31 protein-coding genes and 1 other annotated feature are annotated in these 24091 nt (G+C 45.1%); of the genes, 10 read left to right on the top strand and 21 right to left on the bottom strand.

The window, feature by feature from the left end; translation table 11 throughout:
• Positions 1 to 3: 3 nt before the first annotated feature.
• Together KCTCHS21_RS31060 and KCTCHS21_RS04400 are read right to left on the bottom strand one after the other, a co-directional pair.
• Positions 4 to 192 carry a hypothetical protein gene (locus KCTCHS21_RS31060; RefSeq protein ID WP_130605329.1) on the bottom strand — a complete coding sequence of 63 codons (189 nt, stop codon included), beginning with the start codon at positions 190 to 192 and terminating at the stop codon, positions 4 to 6.
• Between the two features lie 82 nt (positions 193 to 274).
• Entirely contained in the window at positions 275 to 838 is a 564-nt protein-coding gene (locus tag KCTCHS21_RS04400) for a hypothetical protein (RefSeq protein WP_130605327.1), read from the bottom strand.
• Between the two features lie 79 nt (positions 839 to 917).
• Positions 918 to 1173, top strand: a binding site (T-box leader).
• A gap of 99 nt (positions 1174 to 1272) precedes the next feature.
• On the opposite strand from KCTCHS21_RS04400, the gene ilvA reads away from it, so the two are divergent.
• The 6 genes from ilvA to KCTCHS21_RS04375 all read left to right on the top strand — a co-directional run bounded on the left by ilvA (position 1273) and on the right by KCTCHS21_RS04375 (position 6386).
• Complete coding sequence (gene ilvA, locus KCTCHS21_RS04395; protein WP_130605325.1) at positions 1273 to 2541, top strand: threonine ammonia-lyase IlvA; 1269 nt, start codon at positions 1273 to 1275, stop codon at positions 2539 to 2541.
• A 214-nt stretch (positions 2542 to 2755) separates the two neighbouring features.
• Entirely contained in the window at positions 2756 to 3904 is a 1149-nt protein-coding gene (locus KCTCHS21_RS04390) for an MGDG synthase family glycosyltransferase (RefSeq protein ID WP_130605324.1), read from the top strand.
• Positions 3905 to 3973: 69 nt separating this feature from the next.
• Complete coding sequence (locus KCTCHS21_RS04385) at positions 3974 to 5182, top strand: MFS transporter (protein WP_232058069.1); 1209 nt, start codon at positions 3974 to 3976, stop codon at positions 5180 to 5182.
• A 46-nt stretch (positions 5183 to 5228) separates the two neighbouring features.
• Positions 5229 to 5849 carry a TVP38/TMEM64 family protein gene (locus tag KCTCHS21_RS04380; protein WP_130605322.1) on the top strand — a complete coding sequence of 207 codons (621 nt, stop codon included), beginning with the start codon at positions 5229 to 5231 and terminating at the stop codon, positions 5847 to 5849.
• A gap of 95 nt (positions 5850 to 5944) precedes the next feature.
• Positions 5945 to 6088: a hypothetical protein gene (locus KCTCHS21_RS31340; protein WP_170211419.1), complete on the top strand. Its 144-nt coding sequence runs from the start codon at positions 5945 to 5947 to the stop codon at positions 6086 to 6088.
• Positions 6089 to 6101: 13 nt separating this feature from the next.
• Entirely contained in the window at positions 6102 to 6386 is a 285-nt protein-coding gene (locus KCTCHS21_RS04375; protein WP_130605320.1) for a transposase, read from the top strand.
• 105 nt (positions 6387 to 6491) lie between these two features.
• Here the strand turns inward: KCTCHS21_RS04375 and KCTCHS21_RS04370 are convergent, their stop codons facing one another.
• Positions 6492 to 7556 carry an FUSC family protein gene (locus tag KCTCHS21_RS04370; RefSeq protein ID WP_130605318.1) on the bottom strand — a complete coding sequence of 355 codons (1065 nt, stop codon included), beginning with the start codon at positions 7554 to 7556 and terminating at the stop codon, positions 6492 to 6494.
• Positions 7553 to 8683, bottom strand: coding sequence for a DNA alkylation repair protein (locus tag KCTCHS21_RS04365; RefSeq protein WP_130605316.1), 1131 nt, complete (start codon positions 8681 to 8683; stop codon positions 7553 to 7555). Before KCTCHS21_RS04365 ends, KCTCHS21_RS04370 begins: the two co-directional genes overlap by 4 nt.
• A gap of 567 nt (positions 8684 to 9250) precedes the next feature.
• Between KCTCHS21_RS04365 and KCTCHS21_RS04360 the strand changes: the two genes are divergently transcribed.
• A complete protein-coding gene (locus tag KCTCHS21_RS04360) occupies positions 9251 to 10168 on the top strand; it encodes a diacylglycerol/lipid kinase family protein (protein ID WP_157993945.1) in 918 nt (305 codons plus the stop codon).
• On the opposite strand, the gene KCTCHS21_RS04355 is transcribed toward KCTCHS21_RS04360, so the two are convergent.
• Positions 10135 to 11898, bottom strand: coding sequence for an ATP-binding protein (locus tag KCTCHS21_RS04355; RefSeq protein WP_130605312.1), 1764 nt, complete (start codon positions 11896 to 11898; stop codon positions 10135 to 10137). The two genes, KCTCHS21_RS04360 and KCTCHS21_RS04355, sit on opposite strands and share 34 nt — an antisense overlap.
• Positions 11899 to 12006: 108 nt before the next feature.
• Here KCTCHS21_RS04355 and mscL point away from each other — a divergent pair, with 108 nt between their 5' ends.
• Entirely contained in the window at positions 12007 to 12498 is a 492-nt protein-coding gene (gene mscL, locus KCTCHS21_RS04350) for a large conductance mechanosensitive channel protein MscL (RefSeq protein ID WP_130605310.1), read from the top strand.
• 5 nt (positions 12499 to 12503) lie between these two features.
• The gene (locus KCTCHS21_RS04345) at positions 12504 to 13160 is read left to right on the top strand and encodes an NUDIX hydrolase (RefSeq protein WP_130605308.1); all 657 of its coding nucleotides are present in this window, start codon (positions 12504 to 12506) and stop codon (positions 13158 to 13160) included.
• On the opposite strand, the gene KCTCHS21_RS04340 is transcribed toward KCTCHS21_RS04345, so the two are convergent.
• The 13 genes from KCTCHS21_RS04340 to KCTCHS21_RS31630 form a co-directional block, all read right to left on the bottom strand.
• On the bottom strand, positions 13150 to 13980 hold the full coding sequence (locus KCTCHS21_RS04340; protein ID WP_130605306.1) for a tyrosinase family protein: 831 nt from the start codon (positions 13978 to 13980) through the stop codon (positions 13150 to 13152). The genes KCTCHS21_RS04345 and KCTCHS21_RS04340 overlap by 11 nt on opposite strands.
• A gap of 88 nt (positions 13981 to 14068) precedes the next feature.
• Positions 14069 to 14821 carry a DUF1906 domain-containing protein gene (locus KCTCHS21_RS04335; RefSeq protein WP_130605304.1) on the bottom strand — a complete coding sequence of 251 codons (753 nt, stop codon included), beginning with the start codon at positions 14819 to 14821 and terminating at the stop codon, positions 14069 to 14071.
• A 94-nt stretch (positions 14822 to 14915) separates the two neighbouring features.
• Positions 14916 to 15155, bottom strand: coding sequence for a hypothetical protein (locus KCTCHS21_RS04330; RefSeq protein ID WP_130605302.1), 240 nt, complete (start codon positions 15153 to 15155; stop codon positions 14916 to 14918).
• Positions 15156 to 15162: 7 nt separating this feature from the next.
• On the bottom strand, positions 15163 to 15423 hold the full coding sequence (locus KCTCHS21_RS04325) for a hemolysin XhlA family protein (protein WP_130605300.1): 261 nt from the start codon (positions 15421 to 15423) through the stop codon (positions 15163 to 15165).
• 300 nt (positions 15424 to 15723) lie between these two features.
• Positions 15724 to 16023 (bottom strand): hypothetical protein, encoded by a 300-nt coding sequence (locus KCTCHS21_RS04320; RefSeq protein WP_130605299.1) that lies wholly within the window; start codon positions 16021 to 16023, stop codon positions 15724 to 15726.
• Positions 16024 to 16042: 19 nt separating this feature from the next.
• A complete protein-coding gene (locus tag KCTCHS21_RS04315; protein WP_130605297.1) occupies positions 16043 to 17440 on the bottom strand; it encodes a hypothetical protein in 1398 nt (465 codons plus the stop codon).
• A 12-nt stretch (positions 17441 to 17452) separates the two neighbouring features.
• Entirely contained in the window at positions 17453 to 17992 is a 540-nt protein-coding gene (locus tag KCTCHS21_RS04310) for a YmfQ family protein (protein ID WP_130616342.1), read from the bottom strand.
• A gap of 34 nt (positions 17993 to 18026) precedes the next feature.
• A complete protein-coding gene (locus KCTCHS21_RS04305) occupies positions 18027 to 19139 on the bottom strand; it encodes a baseplate J/gp47 family protein (RefSeq protein ID WP_130605295.1) in 1113 nt (370 codons plus the stop codon).
• Positions 19139 to 19588 (bottom strand): DUF2634 domain-containing protein, encoded by a 450-nt coding sequence (locus KCTCHS21_RS04300; RefSeq protein WP_130605293.1) that lies wholly within the window; start codon positions 19586 to 19588, stop codon positions 19139 to 19141. Before KCTCHS21_RS04300 ends, KCTCHS21_RS04305 begins: the two co-directional genes overlap by 1 nt.
• Complete coding sequence (locus KCTCHS21_RS04295; RefSeq protein ID WP_130605291.1) at positions 19581 to 20000, bottom strand: hypothetical protein; 420 nt, start codon at positions 19998 to 20000, stop codon at positions 19581 to 19583. The genes KCTCHS21_RS04300 and KCTCHS21_RS04295 overlap by 8 nt, the downstream gene beginning before the upstream one ends.
• Positions 19993 to 20958, bottom strand: coding sequence for an XkdQ/YqbQ family protein (locus tag KCTCHS21_RS04290; protein ID WP_130605289.1), 966 nt, complete (start codon positions 20956 to 20958; stop codon positions 19993 to 19995). Before KCTCHS21_RS04290 ends, KCTCHS21_RS04295 begins: the two co-directional genes overlap by 8 nt.
• Entirely contained in the window at positions 20955 to 21575 is a 621-nt protein-coding gene (locus KCTCHS21_RS04285; RefSeq protein WP_130605287.1) for a LysM peptidoglycan-binding domain-containing protein, read from the bottom strand. The genes KCTCHS21_RS04290 and KCTCHS21_RS04285 overlap by 4 nt, the downstream gene beginning before the upstream one ends.
• Before the next feature lie 34 nt (positions 21576 to 21609).
• Positions 21610 to 22218, bottom strand: a complete 609-nt coding sequence (locus KCTCHS21_RS31630) for a hypothetical protein (RefSeq protein ID WP_232058067.1) — start codon at positions 22216 to 22218, stop codon at positions 21610 to 21612.
• A 400-nt stretch (positions 22219 to 22618) separates the two neighbouring features.
• Here KCTCHS21_RS31630 and KCTCHS21_RS31055 point away from each other — a divergent pair, with 400 nt between their 5' ends.
• A complete protein-coding gene (locus tag KCTCHS21_RS31055; RefSeq protein ID WP_130605285.1) occupies positions 22619 to 22909 on the top strand; it encodes a hypothetical protein in 291 nt (96 codons plus the stop codon).
• A gap of 171 nt (positions 22910 to 23080) precedes the next feature.
• On the opposite strand, the gene KCTCHS21_RS31335 is transcribed toward KCTCHS21_RS31055, so the two are convergent.
• Genes KCTCHS21_RS31335 through KCTCHS21_RS04265 form a run of 3 tightly spaced genes read right to left on the bottom strand, consistent with a single transcriptional unit; the run spans position 23081 to position 24079 of the window.
• Positions 23081 to 23224, bottom strand: a complete 144-nt coding sequence (locus KCTCHS21_RS31335; protein ID WP_170211418.1) for a hypothetical protein — start codon at positions 23222 to 23224, stop codon at positions 23081 to 23083.
• 23 nt (positions 23225 to 23247) lie between these two features.
• Positions 23248 to 23652 carry a phage tail assembly chaperone gene (locus KCTCHS21_RS04270; RefSeq protein WP_130605283.1) on the bottom strand — a complete coding sequence of 135 codons (405 nt, stop codon included), beginning with the start codon at positions 23650 to 23652 and terminating at the stop codon, positions 23248 to 23250.
• Positions 23653 to 23671: 19 nt separating this feature from the next.
• The gene (locus KCTCHS21_RS04265) at positions 23672 to 24079 is read right to left on the bottom strand and encodes a phage tail tube protein (RefSeq protein ID WP_130605282.1); all 408 of its coding nucleotides are present in this window, start codon (positions 24077 to 24079) and stop codon (positions 23672 to 23674) included.
• Positions 24080 to 24091 lie beyond the last annotated feature (12 nt).

The raw sequence follows: 24091 nt of genomic DNA, 5'->3' as shown, positions 1-24091 counted from the left end.
TTTTTAGATAAGAAAGGTGGTTTTTCCGCAGATGATTATATTATAACGAAGATATTCCCCACCTTCAATTCTCAAAATCCATTTTTTAGGTAATTTTAAGGTTTTATACCTCTTCTTGTCCACTTCCTCCTCCAGTACAATAACCGTCTCTCCATGATATTCATCCCCCCACCCTGAGGACAGACGCTTCATTAAACGGCTGGACGCCAGAACAATATCTCCTTAACTTCAAGAGGATATACATTATAGCCTCCAGCTACTTATTCAGAACACATTAACCAATAAGCTCCTGCAAATCCTTAAATGTCGGCTTTTTGAACAGCACCTTTACCTCTCCATCGCCCCAAACGAGCTCCTTAATTTTCAGTATTTTGGGAAGCTCATTTCCGATTGGAATGATTCTTTCCGAGAACATCGAAGTAGGCAGCGTTATTCCCTTCATAGTGGCCTTTTCTGCCGTTGCGATTACGTTCGGGCTTTCCCAGTGAAGACGGTAGGTGACCTGTATGCCTGCAGAAACACGATTTTTCCAAATGATATTTAAGTCGGAAATCAGAAACTCCCTATCTAAAGTGAAGCTCGCACCAGTAACCAGTACATCCTTCTCGACCTGAGGGTTGTCCGCTATCGATTTTTTCGCCAGATTGATAATGTCAGCTTCAGTCAGAATAAGCTCCGGAGACAGGTGCTTAACCATATCAAGAGCACGCTTATTTAGAGGAACATTCTGGTAATATAAATCCATATCTCTATCGGGTTTTATATAATACAGGGCGCCGACTCCCGCGATAACGACTAGAAACACAAGTATAAATAAGCTAATAAATAATTTCTTCATACACAATCTCCTTTGAAAAAAGCTTAAAAAGATAAAAACAAACAATTGACTTCCCTCGCTGGGAGGCGTATAACAGGAGGTACATTCCTTGACGGGACCACATTACCTGAATTCCTTCGATCTCCAGAGAGTCGGTGATTTGCTGAAAACCGATGGTTGAAGATTAGGTCAATATCCTCCCCGAGAAGCGGCGCCGAAATAAGAATAAGCGCAGACGGTTTCCCCCGTTATGGGACGTCGTATACACACTATACGACACACAAGCGCCTAACGTTGCATACATACTGTAACGCCAGGAACTAGGGTGGTACCACGGATATCAATCCGTCCCTTATATAGGGGCGGTTTTTTTAGTTCACACTTTTTCAATTCGCACCTTTTATGTACTTAAACTTACATCCCATTAAATATTACCCCAGAAAGGATGCTTTCATATGTCTGGCTTACCATCTAATGAGCTCGTATCACTTGCCGATATACTGGCCGCTCACCGTGTATTACAGGAGGTTGTGACCGCTACTCCACTGCAGCACAATAAAGCCTTATCTGCCAAATTCGACTGCAATGTTTATTTGAAACGAGAAGATTTACAGGTCGTACGCTCCTTCAAAATCCGCGGTGCCTATAACCTCATTGCCTCTCTCTCTGAGGAAGAACGTAGTCAAGGAGTCATCTGCGCCAGCGCAGGCAACCATGCCCAAGGAGTAGCATTTTCCTGTCATAAGCTGGACATCCCCGGAATCATTTATATGCCAGCAACAACACCACGTCAAAAAATAAATCAAGTAAGACTGTTCGGTGGAGATAGAGTCGACATCCGATTAATCGGCGATACCTTCGATGATGCTTATGCGGAGGCGGTCCGAGTCAGTAAGGAGGAGGGCTTACCGTTCGTCCATCCTTTTGATGACGCTCGAATCGTTGCCGGCAATGCAACTGTAGGTAAAGAAATTATTGAAGGTGGCGAACCCGCTATTGATATGCTTCTCGTCACGATTGGCGGTGGAGGATTAGCAGCAGGCGTATCCACTTATATTAAAGCGATCAGCCCCTCAACCCAGATTATTGGAGTTGAGCCAGAAGGCGCTCCTGCTATGAAGCAAGCATTGGAAGCTAAGCAAGTCATCACTTTACCTGAAATTGATAAGTTTGTAGATGGCGCTGCAGTCAAAAGAGTAGGAGAGCTCACTTACGAGCTTTGCCGCGACCTGCTGGATGATATCATTATCGTTCCGGAAGGGCGTGTTTGCACGACGATATTGGAGCTGTACAATGAGCATGCCATCGTCGCCGAGCCTGCGGGTGCACTAACCGTTGCTGCCCTCTCTGCGTTGGATCCTAATGACATACGCGGGAAAAATGTTGTCTGTATCATCAGCGGTGGGAACAACGACATCGACCGGATGCAGGAAATTAAGGAACGCTCCCTTATTTATGAAGGATTAAAGCATTATTTTATGATCAACTTTCCTCAACGTTCTGGAGCCCTAAGAGAATTTCTTGATGATATATTAGGACCTAACGATGATATTGTCCAATTCGAATACACTAAGAAGCATAACAAAGAAAATGGTCCAGCACTCGTCGGCATCGAGCTTAAGAGTCCAGAGGACTATGAAAGCCTAGTGGTGAAAATGAATAACAAAGGATTTCAATTCATAGAGTTGAATAAAGATCCTTTATTGTTCAATTTGCTCATCTAAGCCTTTACGTGGAACGAATTCAAACAATATTAGCAGTTATAAGATGATTCCTGAATTCCTCAGGAGTCATCTTTTTTTATCCTTATGGATAACAATTGCGTCACAATTTATTTCTTTTTTTATGTAGAGTTAACAAATTTAAGCCATATTAAAGATAGGGGTTTCTATCCAGAGGCTTCCATCTTAGAAACGACTGCAACTGAGGGGTGTAACTATGACAGGACAGAGGAAAGTGTTAATCGTTTACGCAAGATTCGGCGAGGGCCATTGGCAAGCTGCAGTTGCGCTGAAGCATAGCTTCGTTACTCAAGGTAATTGTGAAGTTAAACTAATTGACCTGCTTGCCGAGTCACACCCACTGCTGAATGAAGTTAGCCGTTTCGTATATAAAAGTAGCTATCACATGTTCCCCCAAGTTTACGGGTGGGTTTACGAAGCGACGAAGGAGATGAAAACCAATTCCTTATTTACCAATTGGTTGCACTCATTCGGAGCCATGACATTGCAAAAGCTAATTATGCAGGAAAAGCCGGACGCCGTTATCCATACGTTTCCTCTGCTCGTTCTTCCTTCTGTCTCTTCGAAAATAGGTCGAAAAATTCCGATGTTTAATGTTATTACCGATTTCGATTTGCATAGCCGTTGGATTCATCCTGATGTGGACAAATATTATGTCGCAACGGAGGATCTGAGCAAGGAGCTGCACAGCCTAGGGATCGATTCAAGCCGCATTGCCGCTACCGGTATTCCGCTGCGCTTTTCATTATCACCGGACAAAACAACCAGATTCGCTACACCTAAGTATGGTTTAAGTTCCCATAAGCCTATTGTGCTCGTTATGGCAGGTGCTAGTGGAACAATGGCTGATATAGACGAGTGGTGCCTTAAGCTGGTAAAGCTATCGAATGTCCAGGTCGTCATCGTATGCGGTAGGAATCGGGCGCTGGAAAACTCTTTAAAGAATAAATGCAGTGAAAATGATGACATAACTGTTTATGGATATATTGAACAAATCGATGAGCTTATGAGTATTTCCTCTTGCATCGTAACAAAACCTGGAGGTTTAACCTTATCAGAGGCAATCAGGGCGGAGCTGCCAATGTTTCTCTATCGACCTGTACCAGGACAAGAGCGCAATAATGCCCGATATTTAGAGAACAAAGGTGCCGCAATCATTTGCCATAATTCCTCTGAGCTTTTAACCCAAATAAACAAACTGTTTTGTAACTCTTTGCAACAAATAATGATGCATCAAGCTTTGCATTCTCTAAGCAAGAAAGCCGCATCGGATAGCATCGCCTTTGATATTATTCACCAATTGAATATAATGGAAGAGGCTTCCTCTTCTCCAGTACGAATATGATTCGTGAGAAATCAACATCCTTGGTAGGGCAATAAGATTCTAATTAAGGCTGTTTAAGGAGAGCTGCGAGTGAAACAGGCTTCTGTAAAATCTTTTTTTCAGTCGGATATGATTCTGTACTTAGTCATCTTGTTTCTTGTCGAATTCGTAAGGGGTGCGGCTCTTATTAGCTTCCTTCCGATTTACGGAAACAAGGTATTAGGCCTTGATCTTGATGTCATCGGTGCAGCGATAACGGCTCACTATTTAACGGATACAGGTCTGAAGCTAGCTATTGGCTTTGTGCTGGACCGGTTATCTGTTCGAACAGTTGTAAGTGTTGGCTTATTATGCTCACTTGTTGGGATTGCCGCCTTACAATTTGCTGATATTCCATGGGTTTTCATTACAGCTGCTGCTGTTTACGGAATTGGAATTTCACCGATTTGGATTGTATGTCTTACAAAGATTAAAGAAGATAAACGGGCTACCCAAATGGGCTTCCTATATACAGTTTGGCTTGTTGGGCTTGGTAGCGGTCCTGTAGTTACAAATTTGCTGCTCGATCATTACGACAAACACTTGACGTATTGGGTTATGGTTGCGTTCGCTCTCGTAGCCTTTCTGCTGTCCTTGCTTATTTCCGGAAAAAGAAGCATGCATATCGATATCGTCCCGTTTCGTAAACAGCTATCTATTCTAGGCAGCAGGCTTCGAGATATGAAGCTGCTCCTTCCCGGTATGGTGCTCCAAACCCTCGGAGCAGGAATGCTGCTTCCGATCTTGCCAAGCTTTGCAGAGAAGAGCCTGGGGATGTCTACAACCCATTACTCCATTCTCCTCTTTATTGGCGGTGGCTGTACGGTGCTTGGTTTAATTCCTATGGGTAAGCTGTCTGATAAATTCGGCAAAAAGTGGTTTCTCATCATCGGATTTCTATGTTTCGGTATCGTTTTGTTCGCGTTAACTGGAAAACCTCCACTTGCTTTGGCTTTGTTCTGGGCATTCGTGCTTGGGATATCCTATGCGGCTGTTCTGCCAGCATGGAACGCTTTGCTCGCTGCCTATGTGCCACCAGGTCAGCAAGGCCTTGGATGGGGCTTATTGTCGACAGTGGAAGGAATAGGCGGTATGATTGGTCCAGTAGTCGGCGGGCTGCTCGCCACCAAATACAGCTCCTCCTCTGTCGTCGGCATAGCTGGAATTATGTTTATTGTTATTAGCATGATCTATATCTTCTTCCCCTTCCGAATTTTTCGGGGCGAAGCATTACCTCCCTCTAGTGGGGCAAAGACATAAATTACTTACCGGTTCGGTTGAATGGAGCAAATGAAGGATGTTCAGTATGCACGTGTTAATTTCTGCAGCATGGAATGTTCGAGAATGGATTACACAAGCTAAAACACTAGATCTTGATCAAATTAAAGATCTGCTTCATCGCTATTCAGAGCTTGGACCTATTCCTGGGATCCTGCTTCCTTTCTTAGAAGCCCTGCTGCCAATCCTACCGTTATTTGTGTTTGTTGTCGCCAACGCATCCGCATACGGGATGTGGCTAGGATTTCTTTATTCATGGATTGGAGTTAGCGCAGGTTCATTTGTCGTATTTATGTTAGCTAGACGTTTCGGGCATCGTTATGGGGAACAAATTCGCCGCAAATTTCCCAAATCGGAGAAATTCTTTGGTTATGTGGAGCACAAAGGCTTTACACCCATTTTTCTTTTATGCTGTTTTCCTTTCTCACCTACTGTTCTTGTAAATATTTCATCTGGTTTATCGAAAATACCGATACATACCTTTCTAACGGCTATGATTCTAGGTAAAGCTGTTATGATTTTTACCCTTTCTTTTATGGGACATGATCTGCAAGCGTTGGTGAATAACCCTTGGCGTATTGTATTTGCAATCGGAGGCATGATGTTATTATGGTTAGGTGGACGTAAGCTGGAAGGTCGCTTTACTTAACTTAACTTTCAAATTCCTTCTCGTTATAGATAGCATAACGCTCACCCTCCCGTGGAACCCTAAGCACGAAATTCATGCTAAGGAGGGAATGGCACATGTCTGGTAAATTGCCTTCAGCCAAACAGAAAACAGCCAGCAAAGCTCAATCGGAAGCAGATCGTTCTGGAGCAGACAAGCACAAAGCAAGCCAGCTTCAATCGGAAGCCGACCACGCCGCCGTTCCTAAACACGGATTGTGAGGGAGAGCATCTAATGAGCGAGTACAATAAAGATAGGATGGACCCTGTTTCAGGTGAAAAGGTCGAAGTTGACGGAGTCTATAAAAATGAGTGGGGACGCGAGCAGGAGCTTAAACGAGGAGACAAGTTCCCCTCTGATGTGATGCTCGGCGAGACGGAATGGTCGCAAACGGAGATGAGCTTTGACAACCATCACGAAGGCCAAACCGATCCCAGACTTATCCCTAAAGAAAATGATGCTGACAAGCAAGGCAAAATCAATCACCCTCGCCGTCAAATGGATCGTGGGAAGAAGTAAACAATTTATTAAATGCTCGTTTAAGAAGCTGAAGAACTTACAAAGACCAATCAGTTATTAGTCGATTGGTCTTTGTAGTTGGAGTATATTTAGCGTTCGAGCCAGTTACTCGCCTTTATCTTCCGCCTCTTCCAACGTTTCTCCACCCTTCTCCTCACGATGAAACCATTGCTCCATCAGCTTATCCAGCCGTCGCAGCCGCTCCTCATAGGTGTATACAGCTGAAGTAATAACGAGCAAGCGAGAACGCATAATCATATCCTCATCGGTACGCTTTTCGATAAGCTCCGAGAGTAGCATAGAAGCTTCTGGCGGTGGGGCGGCTGCCAGGGCTCCTGGCTTTATTTTACCCTCCCACTTCCATAGCAGCTGTTCATGATAGCCACACAACGTTTCAATTTGACGATCGATCAGCCGATTCCATGCTTTTGACGTAGACACAGCCCAATAGTGGTCCTCAACCGCTTCAACAAGCGACATTCCCCGTTCAAGCGATATGAGCATTCCTTTATAGACAATAAGCAGTCTAGCTCTCTGTAGCTTTGAATTCTTTCTCCAAACTCTCTCCTCGGCAAACAAATTGTAAAAACCATCTAGCTTCCGAAGCTTGCTCCTAAGATGATTTAATTCATCGCGATAGACGTTTTCTTTTAACTCATTAGAAACAGCAGTCCTGAGCAGACGGGATAATAAAATCTGCACTTCCTCTACCTGCTTAAGGAAGCGATTCCGATGCCGGGGCGGCGCTATGACGACGTTAACTGCAAAAGCAGACACCATCCCTGTCAAAATAGCTGCTAAACGGTCCCAAGCGACCAGCCATCCCTGTCCCTGAGCTTCCATAATAACTACAACCGTCACCAGAGTTAGCGCGATCGTTTCCTCCGTTTTCAACCGAATACATAATAGAATAACACCTATACATACAAGGCCTACCGAAATCGGGGTATTCCCAATAAGCCACACCGCTGTAATCGCAATAATCGCACCTAGCACATTACTTTGTACTTGCTCCAGCACCTGCATCCATGAACGGTAAATAGAAGGCTGTATCGTAAAAATAGCCGCAATTGCCGCGATAAGGGGGGAGCCAAGCCCAACTAACTGACCGATCCAGAGAGCCACCGCGACGGCTAAACCTGTTTTTAGAACTCTAGCTCCGATAGTCATCTATCTGGTCCACCTTCCAACGTCCCTTCATCAGCAGTGGATTTCCCTTCTAGCATCACTTCTGTAGAGGCAACCTCTTGTCCATTAACGACCAGCACCATCCGGTGATTTCCAGGATAGTGGCGGCGGGTTGATAAATCAGCAAAGGAAAAACCACGTCCCCCCTGCAATGTGGACCCTCCTAATACGACTTTCTCACTTAACTTAAAAAGCTTACGATAATATTTGCCTGTCGTACGGGGGAAAAATACAGCGAGCTCCACCCTCAGCTTGATTGCCTCTCCCTCTGGCACCCGCAATTCATATCGAAACTGTACTGATTCGCCGATGTTTATGGTTAACGGAGTAACCTTCCATTCCGTCACTTGGATTTCAGGCTGAGCAACAATACCGAACAAAGCCATAACCTCAGGCTCTGCAGCACGAAGCAATCCCCGGCAGCCATGACGGATAATCCAGTCTGTTTTTTCACTTGTGCCCTTATTAGCTTGAGCCCAAGCTAATACCTTCTCTGGATGATCCTTAGAAATATCATTCAAATTATTGGCAACGCTACGTCTCACATATTCGGACGGGTCTTCCTTCAGAGTGTCCAAAATAGACCAAATCGGAGTAGGGTCTTTCTTCAATGCTGGTAGCGCATCCGCCCAAGGGAGCCGCGGTCGGCAGCCCTCACTTGCGAGCCTACGAACATGCTCATCAGAATGATGACTCCATGCTTCCATTTGTGCCATCATACGAGTCTGATCCCGCATGATAAATGGACGCACAGCAAATTCAGCGCTAGACAATCGCGTGAATTTTTCCAGCGCTGCTATCGAACGATCCCAATGCTCCAGCCCATGCATCTCCACAAAATCCGGGAAAAACAAATAAGGAAACCCCCGACATTCGTCTGATATAGCTTCAAGAATGTCCAGCGCACTCTCATAAGGCTTAGGCAGCATGGCACCCAAGCTTTCGGAAATCCGATGCATGCGTCCTTTCAGCTCCAATGTGTCCCATCCTGCGCGAAGAGTAAGCTGAACAAAGGCCTCTCCATCAAATGCCGGATAGGCCTTCTTAACAATATTAGTAAACGCTCTAAGAAAAGACTCGTTATACATAGCCTTGAGCGGCTCTGCCATTATATTTTCCTCCTAGGTGTGACAAATGTAACTCTACCTGTAGAGTGTTTTGTCATCGCTTATGTAGCCAAATTTAAGTGTGTTTCGCCATCCGCTTGTACGGCCAATTAGCCCTATCATTATAACACGTTCCAGCCTGCGTTTCGTCATGTGATGGGTGCTCATCGGGGCAATCCCCTCCGCCCTCGGTTCCTTAGTAGCCCTCAGTGCTTTATTTGCCTGATGGCACCTCATTCCGCGGTTCTTAGTAGCCCTCAGTGCGTTATTCGCGTGCGGGCAACTCCATCCGCGGTTCTTAGTAGCCCTCAGTGCGTTATTTGCGTGCGGGCGCCTCATTTGGCGGTTCTTAGTAGCCCTCAGTGCGTTATTTCGGTGCGAACACCTAAATCGGCGGTTCTTAGTAGCCCTCAGTGCGTTATTTCGGTGCGAACACCTAAATAAGCGGTTCTTAGTAGCCCTCAGTGCGTTATTCGCGTGCGGGCGCCTCAATTCGAGGGGCTTCCCAATTTTCGACATCCCTTTATAATGGAGTATAAAGGTTACTTACTTTAGGGAGGCTTGACCCGCGTGGTACTGTTCGTAGTCAATGAAAGTTCCGGTAATGGACGCGGTAAAAAAGTGTGGGCGAAGGTCGAGGCTCAGCTACATAAAAGGGGAATTGAATATCATACGGTGGTCTCATCATCACAGGATGAAGCGGTCATCCGGATGGAGGAGCTTTTACTAACCGGGAAAATGAAAGCGGTTGCGGTAATTGGAGGAGATGGAACTCTACATGGTCTTCTCCCCCTCTTGGTAGCTTCAGGGATCCCTTGCGGCCTCATCCCTGCTGGCTCCGGCAATGATACATCCCGGGCACTCGGCATTCCTCGTAATCCAATTCGAGCTCTTGATATTATTCTTGCCGGTCATACTCGTCGCATTGACGTATTAGAGACAACATCAGAACAGTACAAATCACAGATTACACTCACTGCTGTTGCAGTTGGGCTTGACGGAGCCGTCGCTGCTGATGTCAACGGTTCCGGGTATAAGCGTTGGTGCAATAAGCTCGGAGTTGGTTCTCTGGCCTATATTATCGGATTGTTCCGATCACTTGCTGTGTTTAAACCTCAATCCATTACAGTGACAATAGACGGGGTTACCCACGATTTTACACGAGGGTGGCTGTCAGCCATCTCTAACGTCTCCACTTACGGTGGCGGCTTAAAAATCTGCCCTAAAGCCCTCCCGGACGATAACCTACTGCACACCTGTATCGTACATAGCTGTAGCGTATGGCGTATTCTACTCATTTTCCCAACCCTGCTAAATGGCAGTCATGTCAAACAACCTTATGTTACTATCCTGTCGGGGCGTAGCGTACGAATTGATGCTCCTAAGCCATTTGTTGCTTTTGGAGATGGTGAACCTTCAGGTCATACTCCCCTAATAGCAACGATAGTCCCAGCTCAGCTGGATTTCTTAACCGAAGCATCCGGATAGCGAAACGGCAAAACAATTTCGAACAGTGTCCCTTTTCCAAGCTCGCTCTTAACCATTATTTTACCCTGATGATTATCAACGATTTTGTAGCTAACCATTAAGCCGAGACCAGTACCCTTTTCTTTGGTTGTATAGAACGGCTGACCAATCTTAGCCAGCTGATCCTCTCCAATACCCGGTCCTTCGTCACGAACTCGCACGTATACCCCATCGCTTTCGCGTGAAAGCTTGATCCCAATGGACCCTCCGTCGATCATCGCTTCTATTGCATTTTTGATAACATTAATAAATACCTGCTTAACTTGATTTTCCACGCCGTATATCCACAAAGGATCTGTACCGTACTCTGCTTCGATTGCAATATTATGAAGGATAGCCTGCGTTTCTAGCAAAGTGACTGTATCTCTCATTATGGCCCGCATATCCTGATAAGTAAGCTCATATACTTGCGGTTTAGACAGCATTAACAGCTCACTTACAATATTCTCGATTCGATCGAGCTCTGAATTCATAATCTCATAGTAGCTAGAATTAGCTCTTCTTCCCGAGGCAATTAATTGGAGGAATCCCTTAAGAGAGGTTAGCGGATTGCGGATTTCATGTGCAATACCAGCAGCCAATTGACCCGCCACATATAACTTTTCCGAGTTAATAAGAAGCTCCTCGTTCTTTTTACGCTCAGAAATATCCCTAATAATCACTTGTACCGCAGGCTCATTATCGAGTGTAGTCATCGTTTCTACGATTTCTGTATGCAGTACTTTGCCCTTCAAGGTAAACCATTCCTGCTCAATCGGTATTCCACTGCCTACGAATATGAGGTTATGCAGTCTCTCTCTAAATGCATTATGATCCTTAGCCGGCAAAAAAGTATAGATAGACTTGCCAATTAACTCACTGCCCATCTCAGCCTCAAACATCCTAAGACCCGCCGCATTAACGAATCCCCAATGGTCTCCCTTAAGAATTGCAATCATATCCAGTGAGTTTTCGACTAATAGCTTGTAACGCTCGTCCATCTGGTTCAACCGCTTGTCTATAAACCAAGTAACTAAGGTTGACATGAGAATGAGCACTGCGCCTATGCCTATAATAATAGCGAGTAAATTGATATCCTGATTAAGCTTATCCGATGTAATGTAAATGTCATCCGTATATTCGATATGAAGCGCTTTGTTTCCAATGAATTGCACGACAACGACGGAAAGGCCAAGCAACGCGCTTGCAAGAAATTTTCTCCCCCAAACTACACTTTCCGATAATAAAAAAGATAGATAAGTGCCTATGAAAAGCAATAATAGGGAAAGAATAAGATAGATAGGATTAATAGTGAGTCGCTCTATCTGAGGACCCAGCACACTGAAGAAGTTCATGACCGCGACACCAAATGCTAGAATAGAGCTACCAAAAAAAAGCCGGTATTTCAAAATTCCTTGAAAGGTGAGCATGATAAAAGCCATTAATGAAAAGAAAATGATGAAAACTAATGCAACTAGCATAGACCAGGTAAAGTTAAGAGGCTCATTAAATCCTAATAGAGTGACAAGATGCTTAGCCCACAGCCCCACTCCAAACACAAACGCTCCACCAGCGAGCCAAAACTGACGAAAGGTCCCATTCGTTCTTTTGAGATTGCCTATGAAGTTAAACATGGTATATGATGCGAGTATGCTAATTAACAGTGCCAGCAGCAAGAAAAAGCATGGCCATAAAGCTACGGTACCGTTCATAATTCTGATCCCTCGCAATAACTGACGTCTTTTGCGTTTGTCTATAGGATTCGACGGCTACCAGCAAATTCCTTTATGAAAATAGTCTAAAATTTGGAGGTTATGAGAATGTTTCGGTCAATGTTAAGTGAGTTTAAGACTTTTGCGATGCGGGGTAATGTCGTAGATTTAGCAGTTGGGGTTATTATTGGTGGTGCATTCGGCAAGATCGTCACTTCGCTTGTTAATGACGTAGTTATGCCACCAATTGGTAAATTACTAGGGAATGTTGACTTCAAGGATTTATTTATTCCATTAGGGCATACCACAGCAAAAACGATGGAAGAGATTAAAAAAGCAGAAGTTCCTGTGCCTGTCATCGCCTATGGTCAATTTATTAATGTGTTAATTGATTTCATCCTTGTAGCATTCTGTGTATTCATGCTTGTTAAGTTTCTAAACAAGCTTAGCCGGAAGAAAGAAGTGGAAGCACCGGTTGCAGCGCCGACTACTCGCGAGTGTCCGTATTGCCTGTCCGCCATTCCACTAGCCGCTTCACGCTGCTCCCATTGCACCTCTGAGGTTGTACCTGTAGGACAAGCTCATACGGCAAGAGGGTAGGCAAGATGCCAGAAATGTTCGACGTCTATGACGAAAATGGTAATTGGACCGGAATTGCGGAGCGTAGTGAAGTGCATGCTCGAGGACTATGGCATCATACCGTTCACTGCTGGCTAGTCCGCCAGGAAGGACGGGGTGACTCAGATAAAGGCGAGTATCGTGCGAAAGTATTATTTCAACAGCGCTCTGCCAACAAGGATACTAACCCAAACTGCTTTGATATCACTGCTGCCGGTCACCTTGAAGCAGGAGAAACGCCAAAGGATGTAGTCCGCGAGCTGGAAGAGGAGCTTGGTGTGCGGGTTGCCTTCGAGGAGCTTGCTCATTTTGGTATCTTTACAGAGCAGGAATCTGGAGTCATTGGGGGCAAGAAATATATCGATGCTGAAATCAGCCATGTATTCGGTCTTGTTACCAATTTGCCTTTAACCGATTTTGTACTTCAAGAGGAGGAGGTATCCGGCCTGTACGAGGCGGATGCCGACGAATTGATTGCACTAATGGAAGGTAAGCTCCAGCAGATAACCGCACGGGGTGTAAAGATTCAGAAAGGAGAACTGCAGGAAACAGAAGCACTCATTACCTGCAGTTCGTTCGTTTCTCGGGATTATGGCTACTATATTGCCGTGTTTAAGTTTTTGCGAGATTTAGTTAAGGGTTGAGTGAAGGTCCAATCAGGTGCAATGAAATGGGCTGCCAGTTCATTGTTCCTTCCTTAACCTTGCCTTCTACCCATCCATTGTGTCGTGGGTGACGGAACAGCACCTCCAGCTTACCGTCCCCATCCACATCCCAAATCCGGAATAACCGTCCATCATCCATTGGGCCGAATTCACTGCTATTGCCAACGGATATCCATTGCCGTTGCCCCATACTTCCATCTCGTGCTTCTTGAGAATTAGCCGACTGTACCTTTGCCAACCACCAATATCCATCTTTAAGGCTGTAATATAATACTTCTTCACCCTCACCGTCAAAAGCACCGCACCAATAAGATTGCCCCTCGCTAAACCGACCCATGCCCTCCCAGTTTTTCCACCAGCGATCGATCATTCCATGGATATTGTAGAAGACCGTATCATGAGGAGCAACATCGAAATCATCAATGTCAGGATCACCGTACAATTGAGCAGACTGTTGGTGGATACAGGCATGTAAATTCGAGGACTCGATAAATCTGCCAAGCTCGTCAGCGGAGACGAAGGATTCCGGTTGATAAAGAATTCGAGCCTCAGCTGCCTGGTCGAAGCAAGGAGCTTGCCGAATCTCCTCCGGTACGGAAACCCAAGGCTCCACTAGCCTCGGATCATGACCTGCCTGCTTATACCATGCTAATGCCCGTGTAATATAATCCCGGTGAAAACGTAGGAACTCCTGTCCATAACCGGGTGGTGGATTATTTATGTTAACTTGATGTCGAGCATGATGCCACTTTTTGTGTTCATCGAGAAGCTTTTGCGGAAAATCTGGAATCAACGACATAGGTATTCCCCCTCATAGGTAGCCAATTACGGGCAGTGTGGATGCCTATAGAATATGCAGCTACATACAGAGGGGAACCGTTTCTGGTTTATTTTGAAGAGGATTCGATTGGAATTCCAGCCGACTTACGAACCTCATTTGCCAAACGATTAAATTCATTCTTATCCTCTATGTTAATCGAAGCAAACCAAGCTGCAGACAAGAAACGAATGATTTTAACAGCATCGTCCTGACTCATAGTCGTTACTACCTCCCCTTTCGTATTCCACCAGCCTTCACTACCGTATGATTCGTTCAAATCTACAGAAATACCACCGATTACCACATCATTCTTGTATTGATATACATTCGCATTTCCACTTTTCTTGCCACTACTCCAAGCGTAGGTTTGCCAGAAAGAGGTGCAAGCTTTACGCTTCGCCATCTCCTCGATTACGGCGTAAGAGCCATAAACACCACTGCAATAGCCTGGGATTTGTTCAGTCGCAGCCTTCAAATACCGTTCAATATTATCGTAGTCTTTCGGCTGGGCGTCGTAATCCACTGCAAAATAAATCGTACTTCCTGTCGGCTGACCTAATAGCTTAGCCTCTTTTAACGCTGCCGCTCCGTCAGCCTTCCCAGCCTCAGTACCGCCAGAAGCCCTGTTTGCAGTCGTCTCAAATACGGAAATGACTTGCATTCCCGCTTCCGTAATAACATTTGCTTCTGCAAGAGTCAGTCGTTTCCATCGATAGTTCTCAGGGACAAGGTATCTTCCAACGAATTGAAACCCTTGCTGGGCGAGAGCCTTTGCGGTTGATGCATTTAGCGGAGTGGAGCAGTCGATACCTTTCGTCATGTGTATCCACCTCCTTGCTGAACTAAATCATAATTGGGACACTTAGTTATCTAATGAGATCAGGGTCAAGCAGGTGTCGGCTCTTGCTTACAAGCTACTCCCTTTTCTTGGTAAAATGATATAGCCCGGATGAAGTTAGCCCGATAATAGAAATCGTTGTTAAAACTTGCTGGGTTGCAGATGGGACGAGCACGAATACAGTCGCAATCATTAGACTAATAAGGTGATTGTACTGGCTCGGCACACGAAATTCCTTCGCAATCCCCACGTAAGCAGCGACTATCGGTGCAAGCATGACCACATCATCGGGTAAAGTAATAAGCTTATCCATCACGACAGCCTCACCCTCCTTGCAGCTTAACCACCGCCGCAATGACGGCAGCAAGGATGGCTCCAACTACTGTCCGCCAGAGCCACCGTTGATTGTCTGCTATCTCATCTACTTGTTTGTGCGCAGATTTGGCCATCTGAAGTGCCTCTATCGCCGCATCTCTCGCTGCCTCCGCCGTATCGCGTACATCCGTCATCGCATCGATCTTTGTTTCCAAACGAACAACGCGCTCTCGAATATCCGAGAGCACGCGCGCTTCTTCGCTGGACATGAGTTTCACCTCTAATCCAAAATAATTTTAGAGAGCTACGATTATATGGAACCCCCTATCTTCGAGAGCCTTTTGCATAGTTTCCTCCCGTAAGCATTATAGCCCTGCTTATGTGGAGCCCTTTTCTGCATAAGTTATGTCTCAAAGTTTGGCCTTACTTTCAACGAGAACTAAACAACGAACATCCTGATCCATATTTTTACTGGTAAGGATATTTAAAATTCACTGCTCGCCAACGTTTTAGGATTACATCATGTATCGGCGAAAATCCTGATTATATTCTACTAGCTGCTACGATTACTACTTCTGATAAAGGGGGTACAACTCCGGTTCTCCTGATTCGGAATAAGAAAAAAGCAGTACTGGAGCTTCGCCGCTCACGTTTACCCTAAATCCGTTACTTGTTGCAAAATCCTGCTCATACTGGCCGTAATCCAATTGGAGACAGCCGACTGTTTCCAGTGCGTATTCGGCAAGGGCGGCATATATCGCGAAGTCTTGCTCTATAGTTGTTTCGGCGACTGAACCGGAGCGCTCTCCGGTGTCTACTATCACGTTCCCAGTACCCTTATCGTAGTAAATTCTCCTACCAATTTGCATTTAAATACCTCCCAAAATGTTACATTTCAAATGCTCTCCAACTACACGGAAATCCTCCATTTTGCACTCCATACTGATTGAACTCAAGGTACATTTCAAAGCCGTTTGACAATACTCGAAATTGATCAACCCCTGTACCTTGTGAAGTAGTTGTTGCATAAAAGGATTGAGCATTAGCGGTTTGATGATACATACATCTAAAACTACCGTCAAAATTCCCTTCTCTAGCTATATACAATAACCAAGTGTTATAAGAAACAACTATTAGATTTGGAGTAAAATTCAGACCGCCTACTGTTACTTTATGATACCAATTATTAATGACTGTCGTGGTCGTCCCACTGGCAAAACGTTTAGTGTTCCCCCCAGACCCAACCATTCCAAACATCGACATACCTGCCGGGATATTTGCTGTGGTGAAGTTTGGCTCCGGAATACGTATCCACTGATCTCCGGAATACGCGACCGTTGAGCTTCCGTCTGGGGGAGCTGCACGGGCAAATACACCAACACCATCGGTTGCGGTTGTCCCGAATGGAGCCCAATGGTTACCGCTACCTCCGGGACTGTTACCTCCGGAACTACTTCGCAAAGACATCGTACCCTGTAACCCAAATATGGTTTTATTAGCAGGGAAGTTGGCTGAGATAAAATTGGGGTCATCCGCATAAATGTCAGTAAGTCCCTCATAGTAACCAATAGCTGGTCTAGTCCAGACTCTACCGGAAACACCCAAATTTCGTAATGATGCGTTTGTCGATCCCCTACGATCTATCATATTCCCCGCCACTACCCCCGCATCAGTCCCAAACGTTTTTCCTGATAATACTTCCGTCGCTACAGCTGTACCATATTCCCCCCCTTCACCCTGTAAGGTAAAAGCCGTTCCGTTGTAACGCAAAGTATACACGCTATCAAGCTTAAGCTTACCGGCCGTCATAGCATTGCCTTTTGAATCCAGTATCGACTTTGCTCCAAGTCCATTTACGTTAATTGTTGCGGCACCACTGTTATTTGCATGAATCTTCACCGCTAAGCAAACACCGGCAATATATGCATTCAACGCTGGTGATAGAGTTGCGTTATACGCGTTAGCCGAACCGGTTGTTACTGCATAACCAGGCTGTCTAATGTAATCTGTAGCGTGAGTGGAGAGCGCATCATCCACAGTATCCTTACGAGCGATATCATCTGCCGCTGCAGGAGCCGCAATCTTAGCCCGGCCGCTCGCATCACGCTGTACTGGTGTATTTGGAGTCGCCGAACTTGTGGCACCATGTGCATTAGCTGTGGTAGCTACGTGCAAGTCATAGGATGTTATTTTCTGATCTAGCAACTCATCGTTCCTTACCATATTGGCGACGGTTGCGTTATCCGAAGCTTCGACTTTCTTTATTCCACTCGGTAAAATCTGCATAGTTTCCTCTCCTTATGGGATATCCCAGGTTTCTAATTGTCCGAAGCTGACGGCCGCAGCCTCAATGCCTCCAAAGGAAATACCACTTTCCTGCAGCCTCCCAAAGGTGCTGTAAGTAAAGGCGTATTCAACAGCCAGATGAGCGGGTTTAATCTCTTCGATCGCTTGCTTCAAATCATCAAGATTCGGCGGGATCCCCAAGGTATCAACAAACTTGACAATGAATGTATAAGCCCCATTTTGCACTGTGACATCTACGGTTCCTCCATCGTAAGATTCAGCAACAGACTTTATAAGATTAATTGTTACAGAACCTATTCCACGTATTTTTGAGAGAATAACGCTTCTGCGTTGATCAGTAGGCTTGGAATAGTCGGTAGCTATGCCCAGCTCCACCTCCCAGAGGTCAAGTCCCCATGTGGCTGTAAAGATAAAATTCTGTTCAAGCACTTCGTTAAGAGCATGCCATAGCTTGTCCAGTTCCGCACCTTGAGCGTCTATGTTAGAGCTCATAATTCTCGAAGTTGCATAATAACTTGGTAGGTACGTCATCATCTCCTTACCAAGTGTGCTAATCATAGGGATGTTACTCACTCATACTCACCGTCCCGATAACTGCAACCTCACCGAGTGATAAATCTATATTATTGCTGCCTCCATTGACAGTTAGATTGGTAAAATCAACAATCCTAGGAATGTCCAACAGAATGGCTGCAATACGATTATTTCTCACAAGTGGATCAATGAAAGCCAGCTGTTCTAGATAGTCTTTAAGGCCCTCTTTGAAAGTATGCTCTACTTCATTTAAGGTGGCACCGCTAGCAAGCGTGAGCTTGACACTAATGTGAATGGGTACCTCTACAGCTGATGTCACTGTGACACTAGCACCGATAGGAGCCTTACCCTCACCGTTCCCAGAACCCGGGGAAATGTATTCTTGTACATTATTTACTATCGCTGGATTCGGCGCTCTCTTATTCTCATCTAAGAGGAATACCCTCACCGTACCTGGACCATTCCACAACGGTTCGACTTGAGCACGGCTTACGCCTGATGTTTCCAGTGCCCATTGCATATAATCTGCTTTATTGCCGCTCGTTCCCGGTTGCCTTACTTTAATGAGATATCGCGCCAGTAAAGACTCATCTGACTCTGCAACTAAACCTCCAGTTAGTGCATTCACATTTCCTACACTGAATACACCTGCAAGAGAGTTAACAAAGATACTAACTGCGCCAGAAGGAACATTCCCTGCGACACCTGCTTCTACTGCTTTAATCGAAACACTCGCCTCTCCCTGGCTATTCAAAATCGCAGATGCCGTTGTGGCATACTCAATAGATACAGTTCCCGTAATGATGTCTGCCGGCGTTGCAACAAGTGTTCCTACAGGAATTTCCGTCCCATTAACCCCAGTAATTTGCACAAATCCGGTTGCTGCCACTGCTGCTCTTGGCACTACCCCATGTTCTTCACAGCGCATTCTAAGATAAGGACCGAATGACGTCATAGCAAATCCCCGTCTTAGAATTTCCTGTGCCCACTCTGAAGCCCTATACAACTGATAGGCGGCAGGAGAAAGTGAGTCCCATATGAAGGAGCCTTCCGACTTGTCTATATCAGATGGAACGAGACTTAGCATTTGCTCTCGTATGGCATCTTCCGTCTGATCGCTTAAATATTCAGGCAATACAGCCATTATGAATTCACCACACTTCCTTGTATTGTTGCTACTTCCTCGTAAATATTGGATATAACACAGGTATAGTAGCAGCATTCTTCTTCCCATTGATAAGAGAATCCATCCACACGAGCAGTTCGCGGATCAATCATAAGAGTTTCCGTTGTTATCCGCTGGATCTCAGCTTCGATTGCCGAACTGGGGAGATTAGATCGAATGAGATCATTAAACTCCTGACCATAATTTTGTGAATATATCAGATACACGTACCGCTCGGTCTGCAAAGCTTTTTTACACCACTCCAGCCATGCGTCTGTTCCTGCGCTGACCGCGACAATGCCTGTAGGAGTCATAACAAATTCACCGGCATTATAGTCAAAGCGCCAACTTCGACCAAAAGAAACATTTTGACTAACTTCTTCTATCTGCTCTTCAGGGAGATTTATATTTGGAAATAAATTAGCCACCTGAACTCACCACCTTACATATAACAACTGCATCTTTGCCACCATTAACAGGTATAGCTAGTACCCGATCCCCGGGCTTCATTCCTGCCAACCAGTTTAATCGAACCTCATTCAGTTCTGTCTTGTTAAAATCAAATCGAATAAGCTGCGATGAAGCTGCTCCACCCTCATTTTCCCCACTCTCATCAACCGGGGTTGTCGTGGTCCCTACCAAAGAAAAAGCGGGAAGCTGGAGTTGAGTTACCCATTCTGCAACCATGTAATCCGGAATTTCATATTTGAAAGAATCGAGCTTTAACCCCGATCCTGTAATCGTTCCAAGCTCCGAAGGAATTCCGGATAGGGATTTGGCAGCTATGCCAGATAATCGACTTTCTAATGTCGTAACAAGCTTCTTGAATGGATCAGGCAAGATAATCCCTCCTGACTTTGTTCTCTGCGGCGAGCTCCAGCTCCATACGACCAGGATCGCCTAGCTGATGACGCACCTTTGTAATGATCAGTTCCAAACCATTCATACGCACTTTGTCGCCAGCACGTAATGTATTAATATCTAACGCAGTCACCGAGAAAGTCTCTTGCATGCCAAGCAGTGCCTTTAAGGCTGCTTTTTTCGCCTGTTCAACTGTCTCTATTTTATTGTCCATGATGAGCTTCTGAAGCGTTCCGTACTTCTCCGTATCCTTCTTCAATAACACCAAAGTAGGGGAAACCCATTCCTCACTCTCTTGGGGTCCTATTACTTTAACTTGCGTAATCGCTCCCTCGAGAGTTCGGTTCTGTGTAATCTCTTCTATCGTTTCCAAGTCCCATATGACCTTATTGCCGCCAATTTCCACTAATTCTAGTCCAGAAGGTGCCATCCGAGTGCGGTACATTGCCCCGCCTTTGTCTATGGTTTCTTTTAAATCCTCCATAATCATGGACATAATAGATTGGCTACGCTTGATGTTCCTTACAAGCTTAATCTTCGTATCGATAATGGTACCGATTGGAATTCCCCACTCCTTAGCGTATTGCTTGATTCGTTCAGAAGCAGTTTGTCCGGCTGGCATTAAACGCTCGTCATCTGATTTTGCAAGGTAGATCGTTCTCTCATAAGCTGTTAAGGTCAAATGCTTTCGCCCACTGTTGGTGCTATGACATTCCCATACAACACCAGGATTAAGCAAATCTGCTTTCCGAGTTTCTCCATACGGAATACCCGTAACTCTTAACTCCTGACCGGGTACAATGAGCGGCAAATCAGGAGATACCGTCAGTTTAATATTGGCGCAATATGCGATCTCTTCCAAGGATTCTTCCAAAGATAAATCCTCAATAAGCTCACTGACGCTATATTTATTCGAAAGCACCACATCGTAGCTCATGGCATCACCAGTTTCTGTCCCGGTTTTATGAGGTTGGGATCTCGTCCAATGATTGCTTTATTGTTGTCGTAGAGAGCCCTCCACTTTGAACTGTTGCCCAGCTCCCGCTTGGCTATCGACGTTAATGTATCTCCTTGTTTAATCAAATAAATCTTTGGTACTGGTTTCGTATCTGGACGCGGAGATGCTCGATCAGTCCCAATCCTCCGCACCTTCGTATTCCGCCAAGTTCGAAAGGTAATGTCAAAATACACATCTCCAACCTCTCCACCCTTAAACGTTGAATCATGAGCAGAAACATGTACGAGTGCATTAATTATCGTACCGGTAATAATTAGTCGCACAGGATGCTTACTTTTCAATAAAGCGGTTACTCGGTTCATCGCTTCCTGAGGATCTGGGATATTAAAGTAACGGCAATAGCTTCTGTCATACCTTTTAGGAAAAAAGGAGGAGAAGGTAATCTCCTTTACCTTCTCCCCCTGAATCAGATCTATTTCCCCCAGCGATAGAATCGTGGCTGTCTCGTATTGCTTCTCCCGCCTAATAAGCACTTCCTCCGGGTTTACAGGAAAAAGAAAATCACCAACTAAAGGGTCCCTTATGATAAAGTCCAAGCGATATCACCTTCTCTCCCAATTTCATTTATGATTAAGTCCTGTTTTCCATGGCTTGTTGAATCGAAGTTGCTACCTTATTTCCAATAACAGTGGATAGCTCTTCATAGTTTAACTCCGTACCTTTTACCGTAAGCTGAACAGCTCCTGTAGGTATGTTAACGTTAATAGAGCTAGGAGATTGAGCACTCGGTATCATGCTGTTCGGGTAGTTCACCATGCTTGGACTCGGGCTCACAGGAGTCGGTAAAGCTACCGGATCTTCTACTTCTTTCTTTTTCTTTCTTTTACCAATAGAAAATAGCTTTTTGCCGAAATTACCGACTTTATTAGCTATACCTCCGATATTCTCGGCAATGGCACTTCCACCAAGTCCCCCTAAAGCTCCTCCAATTAATCCACCAACTGCTGTTCCGAGAATCGGGATGACGGATCCGATCGCTGCACCCGCTGCTGCCCCAGCTGCCGCACCTCCCCATCCACCTACAGTACTTCGAATGGCTTTGTTTCTTTCCTTGCCTGGCTTCGCGCCGAAAATGCTAACCGCATCGCTAATAGCACCAATTGGACGAAAGATTTTACCCGTTACCTTGCCTAACTTTCCGACGCTCTTAAACGCCTTACTATTTGTTATGGTTTTCAAGGAAGGCATCTTCAGAGGCTTTGAAAGTTTAGGAATTTTCGGGAGCTTAGGTATAGGGAGCTTAAATTTAGAAAGATTGGGAATAGGAATTCTAAACTTCGGTAGCTTAGGTAACTTCGGGAGCTTAAGCTTAGGTATCTTAGGAAGCCTAGGCAACTTCGGTAGCTTAAGCTTAGGTAACTTAGGAATAGGGATCTTAAATCGACGGTTACCGCCTTTTGGAATGTCTCTTTTTTTCAATGGACCTTTAGAACCCGGGCTTCTATCCTTTTTGGGTCGTTCTCTTCTGGATCCACCTCTGTTCGGCTTTCTACGGTCTCGTGCTTTGTCCCTTTTAGGTCTTCTAGATCTACCTCTTCCAGAACCACATGGCTGACATCTGGCTTTTAATGTTCCTTTCATGAACACCGACAACGAGGCTTTTAACTTCAAAGAAACCTTCAAATTTAACGCAGCTTTCATTGCCGTTTTTAAAATTAATATTGCTTTTAATGCTGCTTTTAAACTCAGAGATGGTTCTATACTTAAGGTTGTTTTAAAATCCAATGCTGATTCTAATTTCATTGAGGCTTGTAATTTCAAGGAAGCTATGAGTTCAGTAAGTGCCCCTTGTTTTAAGATAGGGACTATGGTTACACTTCTCAACTGCCCAGTCATTCTATTAAGTGCCCTATTGATCTTCTCAAGCTGAGGGGTAACGCGGTCATTCAGCCTGACCATAGGAGTCACACGGAGTCTCCCTAACTTATCTACTCGTCTATGAATCCGATCTAAATATTTATCTAGAGTCTTGAAGACCTGCTCCGTCCGAGCTAAACCGTTGGCATCTATCAAGATTTCTATTTGCTCTCCCGCCACGCCATCACTCTCCTTTCTTCAACGACATCGTTCTCTCCAATTCCCATTCGAGTTCCATGCTAGCCATCAAGAAAAGCTGCTCGCCACGCGGCAGCCTCCAGAAATCTCCGGGGCGCAGATGATGGCGAACCCAGAATTCATGAAGCATTCCAGCAAGCGCCCCGGATTTAATTAGTTTTTTACGTCTTCAAGCTCCGTGTTAAACCCGGATAGATCCAACACGACATCACCAAGTGCTGATAATTCTCCTGCTAGAAGAATTCTCTTGATGACTTCTTCTGCTCCGCTTGCGTTGTACTTATCTAGAAGCTGCGGATTTCCCCAATTAGGAGTAATAGTAGATGCAGCGATTAAGGATACATTAAACAGCTCTTCGTCCAATCGTTCGATCGATTGACCGCGTCTTTCCTTTCGTTCCGTACAGCGTTCACGAATGCTAAATACTTGCTTGCCTGTAAGACCACGAATTTTAACGGGAATGTCCATTCGTTCCAATCGAACCGTTCGTTCGGGTAGCGAATCAGCATCCAGCAAGCGTTGCAAAACCTGTTCTTCCGACAAATTTTCAAAAGACAATGAAACCCCTCCTCAGTATTTAAAGTTTACGAATGGGATCCAGAAGCCTGTATCCTTCGAAAGTAAATGTAGTCTCTTCCGTTACTTCTTCACCAGCTGTCCAATTGATTAATTGCAGCTTATCTGGCACGCAATTATTGAGTTGGATTCGCTCGAAACCGTAGGATTCTGGATCAGCAAGCTTATTAATAATAGTAAAGCCCTGAAATTCTCGCTCAATCATATCGCTCGACACCTTGTAGCCGCTCATAGTTCCGGTACCCTTTTTCACGCCCAGCTTGTGCTTCGTCCATTGCGTGCCCGCTAGCTTCAGCTCCCGCTTCTCCACCTCGACAGAAGCTTCCAGATGATTAATATTCGTCTGCCATACCCCGTCAATAAACACTTGCCCATACGATCCGAGAATCGCTCTTGTAGGATCCATCATATTTGTTCTTCC

The sequence above is a fragment of the Cohnella abietis genome, assembly GCF_004295585.1.
Taxonomy (GTDB): Bacteria; Bacillota; Bacilli; order Paenibacillales; family Paenibacillaceae; genus Cohnella; species Cohnella abietis.
This window is presented reverse-complemented; position numbering and strand designations above follow the sequence as displayed.